16 protein-coding genes are annotated in these 16,484 nt (G+C 71.8%); 7 read left to right on the forward strand and 9 right to left on the reverse strand.

Features of this window, described 5'->3' with window-relative positions; all coding sequences use genetic code 11:
• Positions 1-40: 40 nt before the first annotated feature.
• Complete coding sequence (locus OG413_RS19700) at positions 41-427, reverse strand: hypothetical protein (protein WP_266807264.1); 387 nt, start codon at positions 425-427, stop codon at positions 41-43.
• A gap of 239 nt (positions 428-666) precedes the next feature.
• Here OG413_RS19700 and OG413_RS19705 point away from each other — a divergent pair, with 239 nt between their 5' ends.
• From OG413_RS19705 to OG413_RS19715, 3 genes are all read left to right on the forward strand, one after another.
• Positions 667-885: a hypothetical protein gene (locus OG413_RS19705; RefSeq protein WP_266807266.1), complete on the forward strand. Its 219-nt coding sequence runs from the start codon at positions 667-669 to the stop codon at positions 883-885.
• A gap of 5 nt (positions 886-890) precedes the next feature.
• Positions 891-1,229 carry a hypothetical protein gene (locus OG413_RS19710; RefSeq protein WP_266807268.1) on the forward strand — a complete coding sequence of 113 codons (339 nt, stop codon included), beginning with the start codon at positions 891-893 and terminating at the stop codon, positions 1,227-1,229.
• Positions 1,230-1,304: 75 nt separating this feature from the next.
• Positions 1,305-1,526 (forward strand): DUF2277 domain-containing protein, encoded by a 222-nt coding sequence (locus tag OG413_RS19715; protein WP_073724812.1) that lies wholly within the window; start codon positions 1,305-1,307, stop codon positions 1,524-1,526.
• 48 nt (positions 1,527-1,574) lie between these two features.
• Here OG413_RS19715 and OG413_RS19720 read toward each other — a convergent pair whose 3' ends face one another.
• A complete protein-coding gene (locus tag OG413_RS19720; RefSeq protein WP_266807269.1) occupies positions 1,575-2,285 on the reverse strand; it encodes a DedA family protein in 711 nt (236 codons plus the stop codon).
• Positions 2,286-2,488: 203 nt separating this feature from the next.
• Between OG413_RS19720 and OG413_RS19725 the strand changes: the two genes are divergently transcribed.
• Complete coding sequence (locus OG413_RS19725; protein ID WP_266807270.1) at positions 2,489-3,202, forward strand: superoxide dismutase family protein; 714 nt, start codon at positions 2,489-2,491, stop codon at positions 3,200-3,202.
• A gap of 122 nt (positions 3,203-3,324) precedes the next feature.
• Here OG413_RS19725 and OG413_RS19730 read toward each other — a convergent pair whose 3' ends face one another.
• From OG413_RS19730 to OG413_RS19740, 3 genes are all read right to left on the reverse strand, one after another.
• Positions 3,325-3,786, reverse strand: a complete 462-nt coding sequence (locus OG413_RS19730) for a DoxX family protein (protein WP_266807271.1) — start codon at positions 3,784-3,786, stop codon at positions 3,325-3,327.
• A 113-nt stretch (positions 3,787-3,899) separates the two neighbouring features.
• The gene (locus tag OG413_RS19735) at positions 3,900-5,654 is read right to left on the reverse strand and encodes an alkaline phosphatase D family protein (protein ID WP_266807272.1); all 1,755 of its coding nucleotides are present in this window, start codon (positions 5,652-5,654) and stop codon (positions 3,900-3,902) included.
• 243 nt (positions 5,655-5,897) lie between these two features.
• On the reverse strand, positions 5,898-6,542 hold the full coding sequence (locus tag OG413_RS19740; RefSeq protein WP_266807273.1) for an HNH endonuclease family protein: 645 nt from the start codon (positions 6,540-6,542) through the stop codon (positions 5,898-5,900).
• A gap of 359 nt (positions 6,543-6,901) precedes the next feature.
• Here OG413_RS19740 and OG413_RS19745 point away from each other — a divergent pair, with 359 nt between their 5' ends.
• Positions 6,902-7,636: an ABC transporter permease gene (locus OG413_RS19745; RefSeq protein WP_266807275.1), complete on the forward strand. Its 735-nt coding sequence runs from the start codon at positions 6,902-6,904 to the stop codon at positions 7,634-7,636.
• A gap of 55 nt (positions 7,637-7,691) precedes the next feature.
• On the opposite strand, the gene OG413_RS19750 is transcribed toward OG413_RS19745, so the two are convergent.
• Together OG413_RS19750 and OG413_RS19755 are read right to left on the reverse strand one after the other, a co-directional pair.
• The gene (locus tag OG413_RS19750) at positions 7,692-8,354 is read right to left on the reverse strand and encodes an HAD-IA family hydrolase (RefSeq protein WP_266807277.1); all 663 of its coding nucleotides are present in this window, start codon (positions 8,352-8,354) and stop codon (positions 7,692-7,694) included.
• Between the two features lie 193 nt (positions 8,355-8,547).
• A complete protein-coding gene (locus OG413_RS19755; RefSeq protein WP_266807279.1) occupies positions 8,548-9,822 on the reverse strand; it encodes a peptidoglycan-binding protein in 1,275 nt (424 codons plus the stop codon).
• A gap of 136 nt (positions 9,823-9,958) precedes the next feature.
• Here OG413_RS19755 and OG413_RS19760 point away from each other — a divergent pair, with 136 nt between their 5' ends.
• Positions 9,959-12,001: an MFS transporter gene (locus OG413_RS19760; RefSeq protein WP_266807281.1), complete on the forward strand. Its 2,043-nt coding sequence runs from the start codon at positions 9,959-9,961 to the stop codon at positions 11,999-12,001.
• Between the two features lie 162 nt (positions 12,002-12,163).
• Here the strand turns inward: OG413_RS19760 and OG413_RS19765 are convergent, their stop codons facing one another.
• A complete protein-coding gene (locus tag OG413_RS19765) occupies positions 12,164-12,649 on the reverse strand; it encodes a GNAT family N-acetyltransferase (protein WP_266807283.1) in 486 nt (161 codons plus the stop codon).
• 508 nt (positions 12,650-13,157) lie between these two features.
• Here OG413_RS19765 and OG413_RS19775 point away from each other — a divergent pair.
• Positions 13,158-15,347, forward strand: a complete 2,190-nt coding sequence (locus OG413_RS19775; protein ID WP_266807285.1) for a bifunctional glycosyltransferase 87/phosphatase PAP2 family protein — start codon at positions 13,158-13,160, stop codon at positions 15,345-15,347.
• Between the two features lie 75 nt (positions 15,348-15,422).
• Here the strand turns inward: OG413_RS19775 and OG413_RS19780 are convergent, their stop codons facing one another.
• The gene (locus tag OG413_RS19780) at positions 15,423-16,394 is read right to left on the reverse strand and encodes an AEC family transporter (protein WP_266807287.1); all 972 of its coding nucleotides are present in this window, start codon (positions 16,392-16,394) and stop codon (positions 15,423-15,425) included.
• Positions 16,395-16,484 lie beyond the last annotated feature (90 nt).

Raw genomic sequence — 16,484 nt, forward strand, 5'->3', positions numbered from 1 at the left:
CGGGACGCCGCATCGCCGGGCGTGGGCCTTCGCGGCGGTGCTAGCCGCTGATCATGTCGGCGTTCGCACCGGACTTTGGTGTCCTGCCGGACCTGCGGGCGAGCAGTCGACCAGCGCCGCCGACGACGACGAAGAGCGCGACCGACACTCCGAGCACGAGGTCGAGCCAGTCATAGGCCGCGCCCTGGAAGAGTGCGGACCATGCCCCGTACCCCGCGACGGATCCGGCAACCACCAGCAACACCGACGCGACGACGCGCAGTGCCCGCGCAGCCCCGGGCCGCCGGTCCTTGAGCAGCTCGGCACCCGCACCGAGCGCGACCAGCGCGGGGAAGGCGTGGTACGGCTCCAGACGCCCCGACTCGATCACGTCCACGATGTTGATCAGGACTCCGATCGAGCCGACGGCAAAAGCACCCTGGACCATACGGCAGTTCATTGGCGGCCAAACTTCGGTAGCAATGGATCGATCCTCATTGTCACAGGTCCAGCAATGGAGGGTGCATCCGGCTCAGCCGGCCCTACGGCTGGGGCAGCCCCGCGTACTCCGCCCGTGAGAGCCGGTGATTCTGGTCCCGTCGACACGTTGCCGCCACGGTCGACGGGACCACGGCCGGGTCGTCCCGCCGGGATGCGGTCCGGCTGTGGGCGGGGCACCGTGGAGGCATGGACGGACATCCGCCTGTGATCGTTCATCCGCCCTCGCCTACCGGTGGGCGGCGGGTGACCGTGCGCGGTCAGATCGTGGGGCTGGCGCACGGGCGGGGTGATGTGGCCGCGCTTCTGCGGGAGGCGGGGCTGGCGTCGGGTGTGGATCGGGTCGTGGAGCTGGACCAGCCGCACTTGATCGAATGGCGAGGCGGCGACCTCGAAACCTGGAGGTGAGCCGCGTGAAGCCTCGTCGTGTGCCGCGGGGGTGGGTCTCGATCGAGCCGCCTCCTGGCTATTACGTCGGTGAGCCGCCCGACGACGTACAGCGCGGTCTCATCCTCGACTGGGTGGTCAATCAGCGCATCGCGAGCGGGTGGCGGGTGGAGTCGCGGTCCGGGGCACAGGTGGTGCTCGTGCGCGGGCAGCCGGTGAACCATGTGCTGCACGCCATCCTGACCGTCTTCTCCTGCCTCATGTGGGGCATCGTGTGGCTGGGCGTGGCCGTCACGAATCGCGTCGAGCGCGTTGCCCTCACGGTCGACGCCCAGGGCCACATCGTCACCGTCAGCGCTCCGTGACCGGTCGCGCGCGGCAGTGGGAGGGCGGTGATGCGGGGCCGGGGCGTTGTCAGTGACGCGGTACACAATGGAGGTATGTGCCGCAGTATCAAGACCCTTCGTCCGCCAGCCATCCCCGAAGAGGCCACCGAGGAGGACATGCGCGCCGCTGCCCTTCAGTACGTGCGCAAGGTGTCCGGGTTCCGTGCGCCCGCCGCGCACAACCGGGAAGTCTTCGACCGAGCCGTCGACGAGATCACGGCAGCCACGATGAAGCTGCTCGACGGCCTGGAGGTCAGGGGCGCCGCCAGAGGGTGATCGGTCGGGCAGGAAGTCGGGGAGGCAAGGGGCGGGGCGGGTGCTTCGTCAGGAAGCGGCGGGTGCCGGTTCGGGTGCGGGCATGGTGGCCGGTCCCTGGGCGGGTACGGTCACCACCGCGGCTGCCGCTGCGGCCGCGGCTGCTGCCGGGCGCCGCATGATGAGCGCCGCCAGTGCGCCCGCCACGAACAGGGCCAGCACCGAGACAGCCGTCCCGAACCAGGTCGCCCCCAGCCACTGGCCGCCGAAGTAGCCGAGCCCCACGCTGTAACCGGCCCACGCCACGCCCGCCAGGGCCGACCACGGCAGGAATTCCTTCGCCTTGCGGTGGGCGGCGCCCGCGCCCAGAGAGACCACGGAACGGCCCGCCGGGGCGAAACGGGCGATGACGACGAGCGCGCCGCCGCCGCGGCTGAGTGCCGCTCCGAGACGTTCCTGCGCCGTGGTGAGGCGGCGTGAGCGGGCGATGGCCCGGTCCAGCCGGTCGCCGCCGCGCCAGGCGAGGCGGTACGCGACGAGGTCGCCGAGCACCGATGCGGTGGCCGCGCTCAGGGTCAGTACGAGCAGGGACGGCACCTGCTGGGTCGCCTCACCGGCGGCGCCGTTGACCGTCGTGGAGCCCGCGGCGGCGGCCGTGGCGGCCGTGATCACCAGGACACCACTGGGCAGGAGGGGTACGAAGACGTCCAGGAGCACCGAGAGGGCGACCACCGCGTAGATCCATGGGCTGCTGGTCAGCGCGCCCACACTCTCAAGCACCTACTACTCCCCGATTCGTGTCGACGCCGCGACGTCGCAGGGGAGCGGCAGGGGCGGCAGGGTCAGCTGTACAGCGTACGCCCGCTGTTTACCCGGCCATCACCAAGTGCGGGTGATGTTGTGCAGCTCACGTACACCTTGGGAGTGCGCCGTCGTTAGGGCCGGAGGAAACGGCCCGGCGAGAGCGAAGCGAGGAGCAGCGGATGACGGTACGAGCGGCGGTACGGGTGGGGCGACCGGGATCAGGGGTGCTGGCGGCAGCCGCGGTCCTGGTGATGTTGACCGGCGGTGTCAGCGGGGCCGAAGGGGCCGGTGGTGTCGGAGGGCCCAGTGGTGCCGGTGGTGCCGGAGGGGTCGAAGCGCCCGGTGGTGGCCAGCAGGCCGACGTCGATGGGGCGCTCGGCGCCGGTCCGGGCAGTGGCGGTGGCATTGGCAGTGGCAGTGGCGGTGTCGGCGGGCGAGGGTTCGACATGCGGATCGAGGCGCGTTTCTCCCCGCCGAACGCGTTCGTTCCCTCCAGCGCCGTCACCTATGACACGGAGCTCGTCCCGGCGGCGGCCTGGATCAGCGTCGAGCAGCGGTCGGACCACTCCGGGACCCGGGTCGCGACGTGGCTGCGCGGGCTCGTCCCGAACCGTGTCTACGGGATGCATGTGCACACCGCACCCTGCGGCGCCGATCCGAAGGCGGCGGGCCCGCACTACCAGCACCGTGCCTCGGCGACCGCGGACCCGGACAACGAGGTCTGGCTCGACTTCCGGACGGACCGGCACGGCAACGGCTCGGCGTGGGCCCGGCACGGCTGGGGCTTCCGGGAGGGCGGGGCGAGGTCGGTGATCATTCACGACGTGTCGGGCGGCGCGGGGGAGCGGGTCGCCTGCTTCACCGTGCCGTTCGGGTCCCACGGGCGGGTGTGAGGCGTACTCGCGGTCAAGGCTGACCGCCCGGCCCGGTGGGGGCAGGGCGGGTGGCCCGGTGCGGCGCCCGGCTCCTCCTCGCCGTCGCGGAGGAGCCGGGCGCCGCGTTGGGGGGCGGGGGGTCAGGCCGTGACGGCCGGTGCGTGCTCGCGTGGGTGCTCGCCGTTGTGGACGCGCTCGGACCGTGCGGAGAGCAGCCGGTCCAGGGCCACGGCGCCGGGGCCCGTGAAGACCAGCAGAAGGAACGCCCAGCAGAAGAAGACCACCGTTTCGCCGCCGTTCTGCAGGGGGAGCAGCGCGTTCGGCTGGTGCACCGTGAAGTACGCGTACGCCATGGAGCCGGAGGCGAGGAAGGAGGCCGCGCGGGTGCCGAGGCCGAGTGCGACCAGGGTGCCGCAGACCAGTTGGATCAGGGCCGCGTACCAGCTCGGCCAGGTGCCGACCGTCAGGGCCCCGCCGCCTCCCACGGCACCGCCGAGCACTCCGAAGAGTGAGGCGGCGCCGTGGCAGGCGAAGAGGAAGCCGACGACGAAGCGGAAGAGGCCGATCGAGTAGGGCTGGGCCCGGTTGAGCGATTCGAGCATGGGGGGAGGGCTCCTTCGGTCTGGTGGGGACGTGAACCGATTGAGCACCCCAGGTTAGGGAAACCTCACCAGTGCTTGCAAGTTCAACATTCTGTCGACTGTCTGAAAATCGCCTATTCCTCGGTGGTGAGTGATCGCTCCAGAACCGTCTCCAGCTGGGAACCTGTGGTGTTCTCTCTGGCCTGAACCAATGTCAGCGCAGCTTTCCGGCCATGCAACGTGAGCGTCATCAACTGGTTACCGAACCAGGGGCCGCCCGACTTCCGCCAGCGCACCGGCGGCGTGCCCGTGCGTCCGTGCCGTGCCAGCACCCGGCCGAGCCGCCGGCCTGCCCGGCTCCAGCCGAAACGGAAGCCCGCCCTGATCGTGGCGGGAATCGAGTTGTGGACGGGAGAGCAGGTCAGCTGCAGGACGCGGGCGTCCGGGGGGCCGCCCGGGGTGGACGCGGGCCACTCGGGCTCGGTGACGTACGCATGGTGCACATCGCCCGAGAGCACGCAAATCGTCGCAGGCGCGTCCGGGCCGCTCCCCGCCTCCCGCAGAAGCTCCGTCAACTGGCGGAAGGATTCCGGGAATGCCGCCCAGTGTTCCAGGTCGGACGCCCGGCGCAGCTTCTCGCCGAGGCGCGCCCAGCGCTCGCCCCGCTCGCCGCGGCACAGCGCGGCGTTCCAGCTCTCGGCGTCATGGATGAGCGGCGGCAGCAGCCACGGCAGCGAGCTGCCGATCAGGAGATGGTCGTACGAACCGGGGTCGGCGAGGGCCTCCTCCCGCAGCCAGCGGGCCTCGTCGGCGTCGAGCATCGCCCGCCGCCCCTCGTCGAGAACACGGGCCGCCCGGGTGTCCACCATCAGCAGTCGTACTCGGCCGAAAACACGTCGGTAGCTCCAGCGCGTGAGGGCGGGGTCGGCGTCCGTCCCGGCGGCGAAGAGCCGCAGCGGTTCGGTCCCGTCCGGTGTGGCCCGGACCGCCGCGTACAACGGGTCCCGGGCCAGCTCGGCGGGGGAGAGGTTGCCCAGGTGCTGGTAGACCCAGTACGACATCAGCCCGCTGACGATCCGCTCGTGCCACCAGGGTGTGGCCCGGATGTCCGCCTGCCAGGCGGCGCTCGTATTCCAGTCATCAACGACATCGTGGTCGTCGAAGATCGCGCAACTGGGGACCGTGGAGAGCAGCCAGCGCACCTCGGGGTCCCGCCAGGACTCGTCGTACAGGTACGTGTATTCCTCGTAGTCGGCCACCTCCGCGCCCGGTGGCTCGTTCAGATCGCGGCGCGCCGCGATGCGGCGTCGGGTCGCCGGGGACGTCTCGTCGGCGTACACCTGATCGCCGAGGAGCAGCAGGACATCGGGGCGTACGGCGTCGGGGTCGGCGGCGAGGTGCGCGGCCAGGGTGTCGAGGGCGTCCGGGCCCACGGGGTCACGCTCACCCGCGGGGGCGGCCGCCCAGCGGCAGGAGCCGAAGGAGATCCGGACGTTTCGCTGCCCGGACCCGGACCCGGACCCGGACCCGGACCCGGTCCTTGTCCCGGCCCCGGTGCCTGCCCCCGCTCCGGCCCCGTCTGTGGCCCCGCCCTCGATGGAGGGGGTGGTGATCGTGCTCGCGGGGAAACGGGACTCCTCGGGCGGCCATACCCGCCGGGTGCCGAGCAGTACCTCGTACGCCGTCGTCGAGCCGGGCGTCAGTCGCGTCACGACCACCAGGGCGTAGTGGTGGCCGCCGACCGCGAACGTCGGGGACGAGCCCGACGCCCCGTCCGCGCACCGGACTTCGACGGTGCAGGGGCGGTCGGTCTCGACCCAGACGGTCGCGCTGGAGCCGGACTCCCAGTCGACGTACCGCAGCATTGGTCCCAGGCGCAGCCCGGCCATGTGGTGCCCTCCTCGTACCGCCGTGACGGGTGACCCGGTCGCGGGCGGGCCCCGTGACGGATGGCCCGTACGGTACGGAACGCCGATCGAGGGCGTAACGGTTCCGCGCGGTGATCCGCCGCCGGGCGGGGCGGATCACCGTGCGGGAAACCGGGCGGGCGGGCGGCCGGGCGGCCGGGCGGCCGGGCGGGCGGAAGGGCTACCGGGCCTGTGGTGCCGGTGCCGGCGGCCTTATCCGGTGGGTCAGCAGTTGTTCAGGACGGACTGGAGCGCGCCCTTCTCCGTCGAGTCGACGCTCAGGTCGTAGTAGTGCTTCACGTGCACCCAGGCGCGCACGTACGTGCACAGGTACGCGCTGCGCGACGGCAGCCACTCACCCGGGTCCTTGTCGCTCTTGGCCTGGTTGACGTTGTCCGTGACCGCGATGAGCTGGGGGCGCGTCAGGTCGTTGGCGAAGGACTGTCGCTGGGCCGTGGTCCAGCTGCTCGCGCCGGAACGCCAGGCCTCGGCGAGCGGGACCATGTGGTCGATGTCCAGGTCGGAGGCGGCGGTCCAGGTGGCCCCGTCGTACTCCGAGTACCAACTGCCGCTGACCGCCGCGCAGCTGGAGTCCTGCTGGACGTTCGAGCCGTCGCGCTTCAGGACGACTTCGCGGGTGTTGCAGGCGCCCGACTGGGTGATCCAGTGCGGGAACTTGTCACGGCTGTAGCCGCTGGACGAGCCCTCCGCCCCGACGGTGAGTTCGCCGAGGTAGGTGCGGGCGGTGGCGGCGCTGACCGGGGTGGGCATGGCGGCCTGCGCGGTCGGCGCGGTGAGCAGTGCGGAGGTGGCGGCGAGTGCGGCGGATGCAGCGGCGACGGCGATACGACGCGCGTAGACACCAGACATGCGAACTCCCTTGATGTGGGGGGACCTTGGACGGGCGGCCGGTGAAGCCCGGCCATCGTGGCGGCGCCAGGTTTCTGTGAGGGGGGCGCCAGGTAACAGGGTGGCGACATGCGCACGTCACATCAAGGGGTCATGCGGTTCGGTCTGACGTTCACTCCGAAGTTTGTGCTGATCGGCATGGGGTCTTGGTGGGTATGGGAGTTGATGATCCGTTGACCGACGGTCCGGCGGTTCGCGTCGCCTTGGTGACGGTCCGGCGGTTCGCGTCGCCTTGGTGGTGGTTGTGCCGTCCCGTCGATCCGCTGATCCTGACGGTTCGCCGGTGGGCCGGTCCTGCGGGGCGGCCTTAGGGTGGCCGCGTGCTGCTACCGGTCTCCATCACGCTCGGGGTCGTCCTCGCCCTGCTCCTGGCGTTCGCGGCCGCCGTCGCCGCGTGGGCCTCGCTGGGCCGTTCGCGCGAGATCGTCATCGCCGGGCTGCGGGCCGCGGCTCAACTCGGCGTGGTCTCCCTGATCATCGGCTGGGTCATCCACTCCCTGGCGCCCCTGCTCGGCTTCGTGGCGCTGATGTTCGTGGTGGCGGTGTGGACGGCAGGGCACCGGATCACCGGCAATCGCAGCTGGCGTTGGGCGGCCGTGCCGATCGGTGCCGGGGTGCTGCCGGTGGTGGGTGTCCTGCTGCTCACCGGGCTGGTGCAGGTCCGGGGCATCGCCCTGATCCCCGTCACGGGCATCCTCATCGGGGGCGCGCTCACCGCCACGGTGCTCGGTGGCCGGCGCGCGCTGGACGAGCTCGGGACCCGGCGCGGGGAGGTGGAGGCGGGGATGGCACTCGGGCTGCTGGACCGGGACGCCCGGCTGGAGATCGCCAGGCCCGCGGCGGCGGACGCGTTGCTGCCGGGGCTCGATCAGACCCGGACGGTGGGGCTCGTCACCCTGCCCGGGGCGTTCGTGGGCATGCTGCTGGGCGGCGCCTCACCTGTGGCGGCGGGCGCCGTGCAGCTGTTCGTGCTCGTGGCGTTGATGGCGGTGCAGGTGGTGGCCGTCGCGCTGGTGCTGGAGCTGGTGGCGCGCGGGTGGCTGCACCGGGACTGACTCCGGGGAGGCGGAGGCGGAGGGGGAGAGGGGGCGCGCGGGGGTGCGGCGGTCGTCAGCCGGCGCTGATGTGCAGGCGTATCGAGCCGTCGGCCGCGGCTTCCACCCGGATCTGCGTCAGGTCCTCGACATGGGCGTCCGGGGAGAGCGCGGCGGCGCGCGGACCGACGCCCACGACGCGCATGCCGGCCGCCCGACCGGCCGCGATGCCCGCCTCCGAGTCCTCGAACACGATGCAGTCGGCCGCGTCGAAGCCCAGCTCGGCCGCGCCCTTCAGGAAGCCCTCGGGGTCCGGCTTGCTGGCGCCGACCTGCTCGGCCGTGACGCGCGCGGTGGGCATCGGCAGGGCCGCCGCCGTCATCCGGGCGCGGGCGAGCGCCTCGTCGGCCGAGGTCACGAGCGCGTGCGGGAGGGCGGAGATCGCTGTCATGAAGGCGGGCGCGCCACCGATCGGGACGACGCCGTCGACGTCGGCGGTCTCCTCGGCGAGCATGACCCGGTTCTCCGCGTAGTTCTGCTCCATGGGGCGGTCCGGGAGCAGGACGGCCATCGTGGCGTACCCCTGCCGGCCGTGGACCACCTTGAGTACGGACACCGGGTCGAGGCCCTGCTTCAGCGCCCAGCGATGCCAGCAGCGTTCCACCACGGCATCGGAGTTCACGAGGGTGCCGTCCATGTCCAGAAGGAGGGCGCGTGCGGTGAGGACGGTGGCCGACATCGGCTGGCTCCTGAGCGCGGGGGATTCGCGTGCACCCCGGTGAGAGGCGACGCCGGTGGCGTACAGCGGGTGACGTACAAGAGCGGCCCCGCCCGCCGGTCAGGGAGTGCGAGCGGAGGCCACTTTGTTCCATCACGATACAAAAAGCTGCCCCGGAATGCGAATCCCGTCCCCCGCCGCCCCTCTCCGTACGTCAGCGCCCGCCGCGCCCGTCCGTCTCCGCCTCCAGCGCGCGCCGCGTGTTCGGCCCGTACACGCCCGCGGGGTCGCCCTGAATGGCCTTGTACGACTGGTAGACCTCTACGGCGGCCTCGACCCGGTCCGTGTAGTCGGCGTTCGAAGGCCCCTGGTAGAGCCAGACCTCCTTCAGGCGGTTCTGGAGCTCGGTCACCTCGGGGCCGTGGTCACCGGGCCGCAGCGTGGGGCCGGTCAGCTGTGCGGGTGGGGCCGCCGACGGTGCGCCCGGTGCCTTCGTGGCTGCCGAGGGGGACGGGGCGGGCGTGGTCGCCGAGGCCGACGCGGAGGCGGTACGGGTCGGCTCCGTGCTCCCCGACGGTGACGCGGACCCGGTGGCCGACGCGGAGGGCGACGCGGGGGCCGAGCGGGACGGCGAGGGTGACGCGCCGGCCGACTCCGAAACGGAAGTAGCCGGTCCGCCGCCCGCGTACGGGGAGCTCGTCGCCGTCTCCGGCAGGGCTTCGTCCCGGCCGTCGTCCCCGTTGAACAGCCCCCCGGCGAACGCCGCGGTGCCGACCACGGCGGCCACGGCCACCCCCACGGCAAGGACGGCGAACGGTCCTCGACGGCGGGGCTGGACCGGGTCGGTGTCCGGGTCGGTGTCCGGGCCGGGAACGGCGCCGAAGGTGGCGGTGCGCCGGTTGACCCCGGTCGGCTCCCCGGCGTACGGAGGTTGCCCCGCCGTCGCGCCCATGGCCCCGTACGCTGCTCCGCGTCCCGCCGCGTCGGCCGCCCCCTCCGTCGTCCCCTCCATCGCCGTGCCGCCCGGGAACAGCGGCATCGTGGTGTCCGCGGCGTCGGGTGCGACATGGCCGTGGACCGGGCCGAGCCCCGCGCCGTAACGGCGGGCGTCGTCGGAGCCGGAGCCGGAGCCGGGATCGGAGCCGGAGCCGGGATCGGGATCGGGCCCGGGGCCGGTGACCGCGTCATGGACCTCGCCGCGACCCTGGTCCCGGCCGCCGTCGCGGGCCGTACCGGAGCCCCGGCGGCCGGGGGCCGTGCCGTCGCCGCTCAGCTTCACGTACGGCCTGATCCGCAGCGGATCGAAGTCCTCGGCCGCGGCGGTCTCCGCGGCGCGCGCGGCCCGCCGCTCCTCCCCGGTGAGCCGTGCGGCCCCCGCCCCGCACACGCAGCCGCCGGGTCCGCCGCGCGGGGCTCGCGGCGCCTGCCCCGTGACCGGCTGCTGTCTGTCGAGTCCTCTGCCGCACTCCGGGCACGTATGTCCGGTCATAGTGGGTCCCCTCCCCTAGAACTGCCTGCGATTATGCAGGCCGCCGCCGCGCAGCCCAACGCCTTGCGGCCGCTCGGCAGGCCGTAAACGGACAGAACGGCAAGGATAGGGGTGTATCGGATCCGAGGAGATGCTCATGGCCCAGCAGTTGAGCCCGCCGCCCCTTGCTCCCGGCGAAGGACGGTCCAGGCGAACCGTCCTGGTCGCCATCGGCGCACTGCTGCTCGGCATGCTGCTCGCCGCACTCGATCAGACCATCGTCTCCACGGCACTGCCGACGATCGTCAGCGAGCTCGGCGGCCTGGACCATCTGTCCTGGGTCGTCACCGCCTACCTGCTGGCGGCGACCGCGGCGACCCCGCTCTGGGGCAAGCTCGGCGACCAGTACGGGCGCAAGAAGCTGTTCCAGACGGCCATCGTCATCTTCCTCATCGGCTCCGCCCTCTGCGGCGTTGCCCAGAACATGCCCCAGCTGATCGGCTTCCGGGCCCTCCAGGGGCTCGGCGGCGGCGGCCTGATGGTGCTGTCCATGGCGATCGTCGGCGACATCGTCCCGCCGCGCGAACGCGGCAAGTACCAGGGCCTGTTCGGTGCGGTCTTCGGGGTGACGAGTGTCCTCGGGCCGCTGCTGGGCGGCTTCTTCACCCAACAGCTCAGCTGGCGCTGGGTCTTCTACATCAATCTGCCGATCGGTGTCGTCGCGCTGGTCACCATCGCGGCCGTCCTGCACATCCCGGTCCGTCAGGCCAAGCACACCATCGACTACTCCGGAACCTTCCTCATCGCTTCGGTCGCCACCTGCCTGGTCCTCGTCGCCTCCCTCGGCGGGAACACCTGGGCCTGGGGCTCGGCGCAGATCATCTCCCTCGCCGTGCTGTCCGTGCTGCTGCTCATCGCCTTCATCGTGGTGGAGCGGCGCGCCGCGGAGCCCGTACTGCCCCTGAAGCTCTTCCGGATCAGGACCTTCAGCCTCGTCGCCGTCATCAGCTTCGTCGTCGGCTTCGCGATGTTCGGCGCGATGACCTATCTGCCGACGTTCCTCCAAGTGGTCCACGGCATCACGCCGACCATGTCGGGTGTGCACATGCTGCCCATGGTGTTCGGCCTGCTGATCACCTCGACCGGCTCCGGCCAGCTCGTCAGCCACACCGGCCGCTGGAAGATCTTCCCCGTCGTCGGCACCGCCCTCACCGCGGCCGGTCTGCTGCTGCTCCACCGCCTCGACGCGTCCAGCTCCACCTTGGAGATGAGCGTCTACTTCTTCGTCTTCGGCGCCGGGCTCGGCCTGGTGATGCAGGTCCTCGTGCTGGTCGTGCAGAACGCCGTGACCTACGAGGATCTGGGCGTCGCCACCTCGGGCGCGACCTTCTTCCGCTCCATCGGCGCCTCGTTCGGCGTGGCCATCTTCGGAGCCATCTTCACCAGCCGGCTCACCGCCAGACTGGCCGACGCCCTCCAGGGCCGTTCGCTGCCGCCGGGGGTCAGCGCGGACCGGCTGGGCGCCGACCCGCGGGCCGTCAGCCAGCTTCCCGGCGATCTGCGCCCCCTGGTCCTCAACGCGTACTCCAGCTCGATCACGGATGTCTTCCTGTACGCGGCCCCCGTCGTCCTGGTCGCCTTCGGCTTCACCTGGTTCCTCAAGGAGGACAAGCTGCGCGGTTCGGTGACCGCCCCCGACACCACCCAGACCCTGGCGTCGAACCCGGTGGAGCGTTCCTCGTACGACGAATGCGCCCGCGCCCTGTCGGTGCTCGCCACCCGCGAAGGGCGCCGCGACATCTATGTGGAGATCACCCGGAAGGCGGGCTACGACCTGTTGCCCGCGGCCAGCTGGCTGCTGCTCCGGATCAAGCGGCACGGCACCGTCGAACCCGCCCGGCTCGCCGATGTCGCCCCCGTACCCCTCAGGGTGATCAGCGAGGCGGCACGCCAGGTGGAGGAGCGCGGTCTGGCCCGGCGCGAGGGAGTGCAGATGGTCCTCACCGACCAGGGGGCGGAGGCCGTGGTCCGGCTCGCCCAGGCCCGCGAGGACTCGCTCGCCGAGCTGCTGGGCGACTGGTGGGGACCGGAACGGCCCACCGATCTGGTCAGGCTGGTCACCGAGCTGACCACCGAGGTGAGCGGGTCGAGCAAGGAGCGGCCGCACATGCCGGAACCGCGCCGCGACCACGCGGCCTGACGGGCGGGGGACGGGTGAGCCGGCGGCGGGTGACGGGCGGCGGGTGAGCAGGTGGCGGACGACGGGTGACGCTCCGCGGGACCGTCGTCGCTCCCGTGAACCGGCCCGTTTCCGGTGGACCCGCTCCGCTTCAGGAATTCGCCCCGTGAACCCCGTCCCGTGTCACAGCTCCTTGGCGAACCAGTGCTCCGCGTACTGGTTGCGGTGGTGGAACGCCGGGACCTCCTGATAGCCGTGCTTCGCGTACAGACCGCGCGCCTCGACCAGATCGTTGCGGGTGTCGAGCCGGAGCTGCCGCAGTCCGAACGCGCGCGCCGCGCTCTCGATCGCCGCCAGCAGCTGCCCGCCGCCCCCGGTGCCCCGGAACTCGGGGCGTACGAACACCCGGGTCAGCTCCGCCGTCCCCGCGTCCGGTTCCGTCACCACGAGCCCGGCGCAGCTCGCGGGCCTGCCCCCGTAGCGGCCGACGACGAACTGCCCGGTCGGCGGTACGAGCCGGTCGGCGCCGTCGTCGGTGAGCCCCTCGTCGATCTCCGCGGCGGTGGCGGGCCGCTGCCAGTAGCGGCTGGCCACCTCGTCGTAATAGTCCCGGCGCAGCACGGCAGCGTCGGGGGAGTCGAAGCGTTCAGGGGTCACGATCCACGTCATGTGGCTCATTCTGACTTGCACATGATCGGATAACGAACGGATTACGTCTTGGAGGAGCCGGGAGCGGGTGCCGCCGAGGTGCTGCCCGCGGGCCGGGCGCCCCGGGAGTCGGGCACCGCACCGGAGCCGACCCGGTGACCATCGGAGTCCCTCGCCTCACCCTGCGTATGACTGTTCAGGTCACCGAACAGCTTCCCGCGCTCGGCGTGCGCCGGGCGAGAGGTTCCGCTGTTCCCCGCCCGGCAGGGGACAACGGCCCCTGGGGACTGACCCGGAGTTCCAGGTGATCCGGCCGTCGGCCTGCCGCGCGTCCGCTCCGCCCGTCCGCCCCGCCCGTCCGTCCGCTCCCGCCGGTCCCACGCCTGTCCGTTCCGCGTGGATCATGTCGTTCGAGCATTCTTTCGGACAAAAGCCCGGTGACAGTCAGGCGAAGAGGGGGTTGATTGTGTCTACCTCATAGGGCAATGCGAGGCTTCATCCGCACGTCCCCGAGTCGAGGGGACAGTGCATGGAACGGTGGGAGGGACGGCGCAGCGTGGCGAATGCGGATCACAGTGTGCGCGGGAACGCGGTCACGGACGCGGAGGCGAGGACCGGGATAACCCGGGTCGTGCTCTGGCTGGTCGTGGCTGTGCTGGCGATACGGCAGATGACGGTGGTGCTCCGGCAACCACCGGGCGAACGCCTCACCGACCTGGAGACATGGATCGGCGAGAACGGGGTCCTGCATATGCCGGGATCCCTGTACGACTCCGACCGGTTCACCGGGACGCCCTTCGCCGGGCTGGTCCTGAAGCCGCTCACCGCCTCGGCCGAACAGGCACTGGGTGTCGCGTGGACGTTCGGTTCCCTGCTGCTCGTCGCCGCCCTCGGCATCGTCGCGGCGCGCGCCCTGCCCGCACCCGTCAGCCGCCGTACGACTCTCCTCGCCGCTCCCGTGGCGATCAGCCTGCTCATGCTGTCGCTGCCGGTCCGCAACGCGCTGTACCTCGGCCAGACCAGCATCCTGCCCGTCCTGCTCGTCCTGCTCGGCTGTTTCGTGGCCCGGGGCGAACGGGTGTCCGGCATCCTGATCGGCATCGCGGCCGCCCTCCAGCCGACCGTCCTGCTGTTCGCGGCCCTGCTCTGGCTGACCGGCCGGCGCAAGGCGGCCGTGGCGGGCGGGGCGACCTTCGCCGTCGGTACCGCCGTGGCCTGGGCCGCCATGCCGCACGACTCCTGGACCTACTGGGTGCACCATGTCGCGGGCGCCGGGCTCGGCGAGCGGCCGGACAGCCTCGCCAACCAGTCGCTGCACGGTGCGCTGCTCCGGTTCGGCCTGGAAGGCCCGGTGGAGATCGTCCTCTTCCTCGCCCTGGCCGCCGCCGTCGTCCTCCTCGGACTGCGGCGTGCGGTGCGCTACGCGCGGGACGGCCAACTGCTCCTCGCCGTCGCCGTGACCGGCTGTGTCGTCGTCGCCGTCTCGCCGACCGCCTGGCAGCACCAGTTGCTGTGGGTGCTCCTCGCGGTGGTCGGCCGGGTCGGAAAGCGGTCCGCCGACCGGCTGGTCTGGCCGGCCGTCGTGGTGCTGGTGATCACGCTGCCCGGAAAGATGCTGCTGCCGAACATCGGGGCCCTCCTCCCCGTACGCGACAACGTCCTGCTCCTCGCGGCGCTCGGGGCGGCCTGCGCGGCGCCGTTCCTGTCGCGCACCTCGGCGTACTGGCAGCAGCCGGTCCCCACCGTGTACGCGCAGCCCGTCGCGTCACGCTGGAGACGCGTGCCGCTCCTGCCGTTCTGGCGCCGCGTGTTCAGCCGCCCGAACCTGCTGCTGGAACTTCTGCTCATCCGGGTCGTCTACTCCGCGTACGCGCAGGTCCGGCTGGCGGCGACCGCGGGCCGGGCCACCGCCGAGGAGCACGGCCGTCAGATCCACTCCATCGAACAGTGGCTCCACATCGACATCGAGCACTGGGCCAACCACGCGGTCGTGGAGATCAACTGGCTGCGTGAGTTCTTCGACTACTACTACTCCACGTTCCACTTCATCGTGCCGCTGACCATCCTGGGGGTGCTGTACGCGCGCCGCCCCGCCGACTACCGCTGGGCCCGCAGCTCCATCGGTTTCGCCACGCTCCTCGCGCTCGTCGGCTTCTGGCTCTACCCGCTGGCCCCGCCGCGCCTCATGCCGGGCCTCGGCTTCATCGACACGGTCCACGGGGTGCAGGACTTCGCGAAGCCGGACTACGGGACGCTGACGACGCTGACCAACCAGTACGCGGCGATGCCGTCGCTGCACTTCGGCTGGTCGCTGTGGTGCGGCGTGGTGATCGTGGTGCTGGCGCCGAAGATGTGGATGAAGGCGCTGGGCCTGCTGCACCCGCTCTTCACGGTCTCCGCGATCGTGGCGACGGGCAACCACTGGGTGCTGGACGCGGTCGGCGGCGCGCTGGTCGTGTCGATGGGCTTCGGGCTGACGTATCTGCTGTCGGGGCGCAGGGCACTGCAACCGGTGACGGCGTCGGGGAACGCGGAGCCGCACGCGAAGGCCGACGTGAAACAGCACGCGGAGCCGCACGCGAAGGCCGACGTGAAGCAGCACGCGAGGGCCGACTCGGAGGCCGACGCGGGAGCGGAAGACGCGGCGGACGGCGAGACGGAAGGCGCCAAGAGGGGCGCCGGCGAAAAGGCGGTCGGCGAAATGGCGGGCGGCAAGTAGTAGCACGCGGGCCGGGGCGGGCGGCAAGCCGTGACCCGCCCCCGGCCGCCACGCACTGCTCGACCTTCGTACGCATCACCCCCGCGACGGTCCGAGGGCCCACGTCGCGAAGGACAGCGTGGCCATCGACACCACCGTGGAGGCCACCACGGCGTTGCGGGCGAGCGTGGTGTCCAGGCCGTACTGACGGGCGTAGATGAAGGCGTTCTGGGCGGTCGGCAGCGCGGAGCAGAGGACCACGGCGAGGAGCTGGGGCTCCGGCAGGTCCAGCAGCAGCGGTCCGCCCACGGCGAAGGCGATCAGCGGTTGCAGCAGGGTCTTGAGGGCGACCACCGTCGCGACCTCCGACCGGCTCCCCGGCACCCCCGACCTTTCCTCGGCCGCCGCCGTGTCCGGGCGGCCGTGCAGCGACAGCCCGAGGGTGATCAGCGCGGTGGGTACGGCGGCGGCGCCGAGCAGGTCCAGAGAGTGGGCCAGGGCGAGGGGCGGCCGTACACCGGTGGCCGAGACCAGCAGGCCGAGCAGCGAGGCCATGATGATCGGGTTGCGCACCGGCATGGTCGGCATGCGGCGGAACCCGGCCTTCCAGTGCGTGTTCGACGGGTCCGCGCCGCGGTCCAGGAGCGTGAGGATCACCGGGGAGACGAACAGCACCTGGAACAGGATGATCTGCGCGACGAACGACGCGTCGCCCAGCACCTGGACCGCCACCGGGATGCCGAGGTTGGCGGAGTTCACATAGCCGGACGCCATGCTGCTGATCGCCTGCTCCGCCGTCCCGCGTCCGAAGGAGCGCCGGGCCACGACGAAGCCGACTCCGGAGGCGAGGGCCGTGCCCGCGGCGAAGGCGAGCATCGACGGGTTCACGAACGAGCCGAGGCGGGCGCGGGAGACCATCATGAACAGGGCGGCGGGCATGGCCACATGGAAGACGAACCGCCCGAGCACGTCCTCCGCCGCCGGCCCGAGCAGCCCGCCGCGCGCGACGGCGTAACCGATCGCGGTGAGCGTCCAGATGGGGGCGAAGCCGGAGAGCAGGGCATGCATGGACCTCATGATCCCCGCAGCCCCGGCGCCTCCCGCGGCGGGCATCCGTCAGTCGGCGGCCGGTGGTTGGCAGCCGTCAGCCGTCAGCCG

This window comes from Streptomyces sp. NBC_01433, assembly GCF_026340105.1.
Taxonomy (GTDB): domain Bacteria; phylum Actinomycetota; class Actinomycetes; order Streptomycetales; family Streptomycetaceae; genus Streptomyces.

Coding starts and splice junctions, on each gene's coding strand:
- OG413_RS19700 (WP_266807264.1), bottom strand. CDS start 427: ATGGTCCAGGGTGCTTTTGCCGTCGGCTCGATCGGAGTCCTGATCAAC.
- OG413_RS19705 (WP_266807266.1), top strand. CDS start 667: ATGGACGGACATCCGCCTGTGATCGTTCATCCGCCCTCGCCTACCGGT.
- OG413_RS19715 (WP_073724812.1), top strand. CDS start 1,305: ATGTGCCGCAGTATCAAGACCCTTCGTCCGCCAGCCATCCCCGAAGAG.
- OG413_RS19725 (WP_266807270.1), top strand. CDS start 2,489: ATGACGGTACGAGCGGCGGTACGGGTGGGGCGACCGGGATCAGGGGTG.
- OG413_RS19730 (WP_266807271.1), bottom strand. CDS start 3,786: ATGCTCGAATCGCTCAACCGGGCCCAGCCCTACTCGATCGGCCTCTTC.
- OG413_RS19735 (WP_266807272.1), bottom strand. CDS start 5,654: ATGGCCGGGCTGCGCCTGGGACCAATGCTGCGGTACGTCGACTGGGAG.
- OG413_RS19740 (WP_266807273.1), bottom strand. CDS start 6,542: ATGTCTGGTGTCTACGCGCGTCGTATCGCCGTCGCCGCTGCATCCGCC.
- OG413_RS19750 (WP_266807277.1), bottom strand. CDS start 8,354: ATGTCGGCCACCGTCCTCACCGCACGCGCCCTCCTTCTGGACATGGAC.
- OG413_RS19755 (WP_266807279.1), bottom strand. CDS start 9,822: ATGACCGGACATACGTGCCCGGAGTGCGGCAGAGGACTCGACAGACAG.
- OG413_RS19760 (WP_266807281.1), top strand. CDS start 9,959: ATGGCCCAGCAGTTGAGCCCGCCGCCCCTTGCTCCCGGCGAAGGACGG.
- OG413_RS19765 (WP_266807283.1), bottom strand. CDS start 12,649: ATGACGTGGATCGTGACCCCTGAACGCTTCGACTCCCCCGACGCTGCC.
- OG413_RS19775 (WP_266807285.1), top strand. CDS start 13,158: ATGGAACGGTGGGAGGGACGGCGCAGCGTGGCGAATGCGGATCACAGT.
- OG413_RS19780 (WP_266807287.1), bottom strand. CDS start 16,394: ATGCATGCCCTGCTCTCCGGCTTCGCCCCCATCTGGACGCTCACCGCG.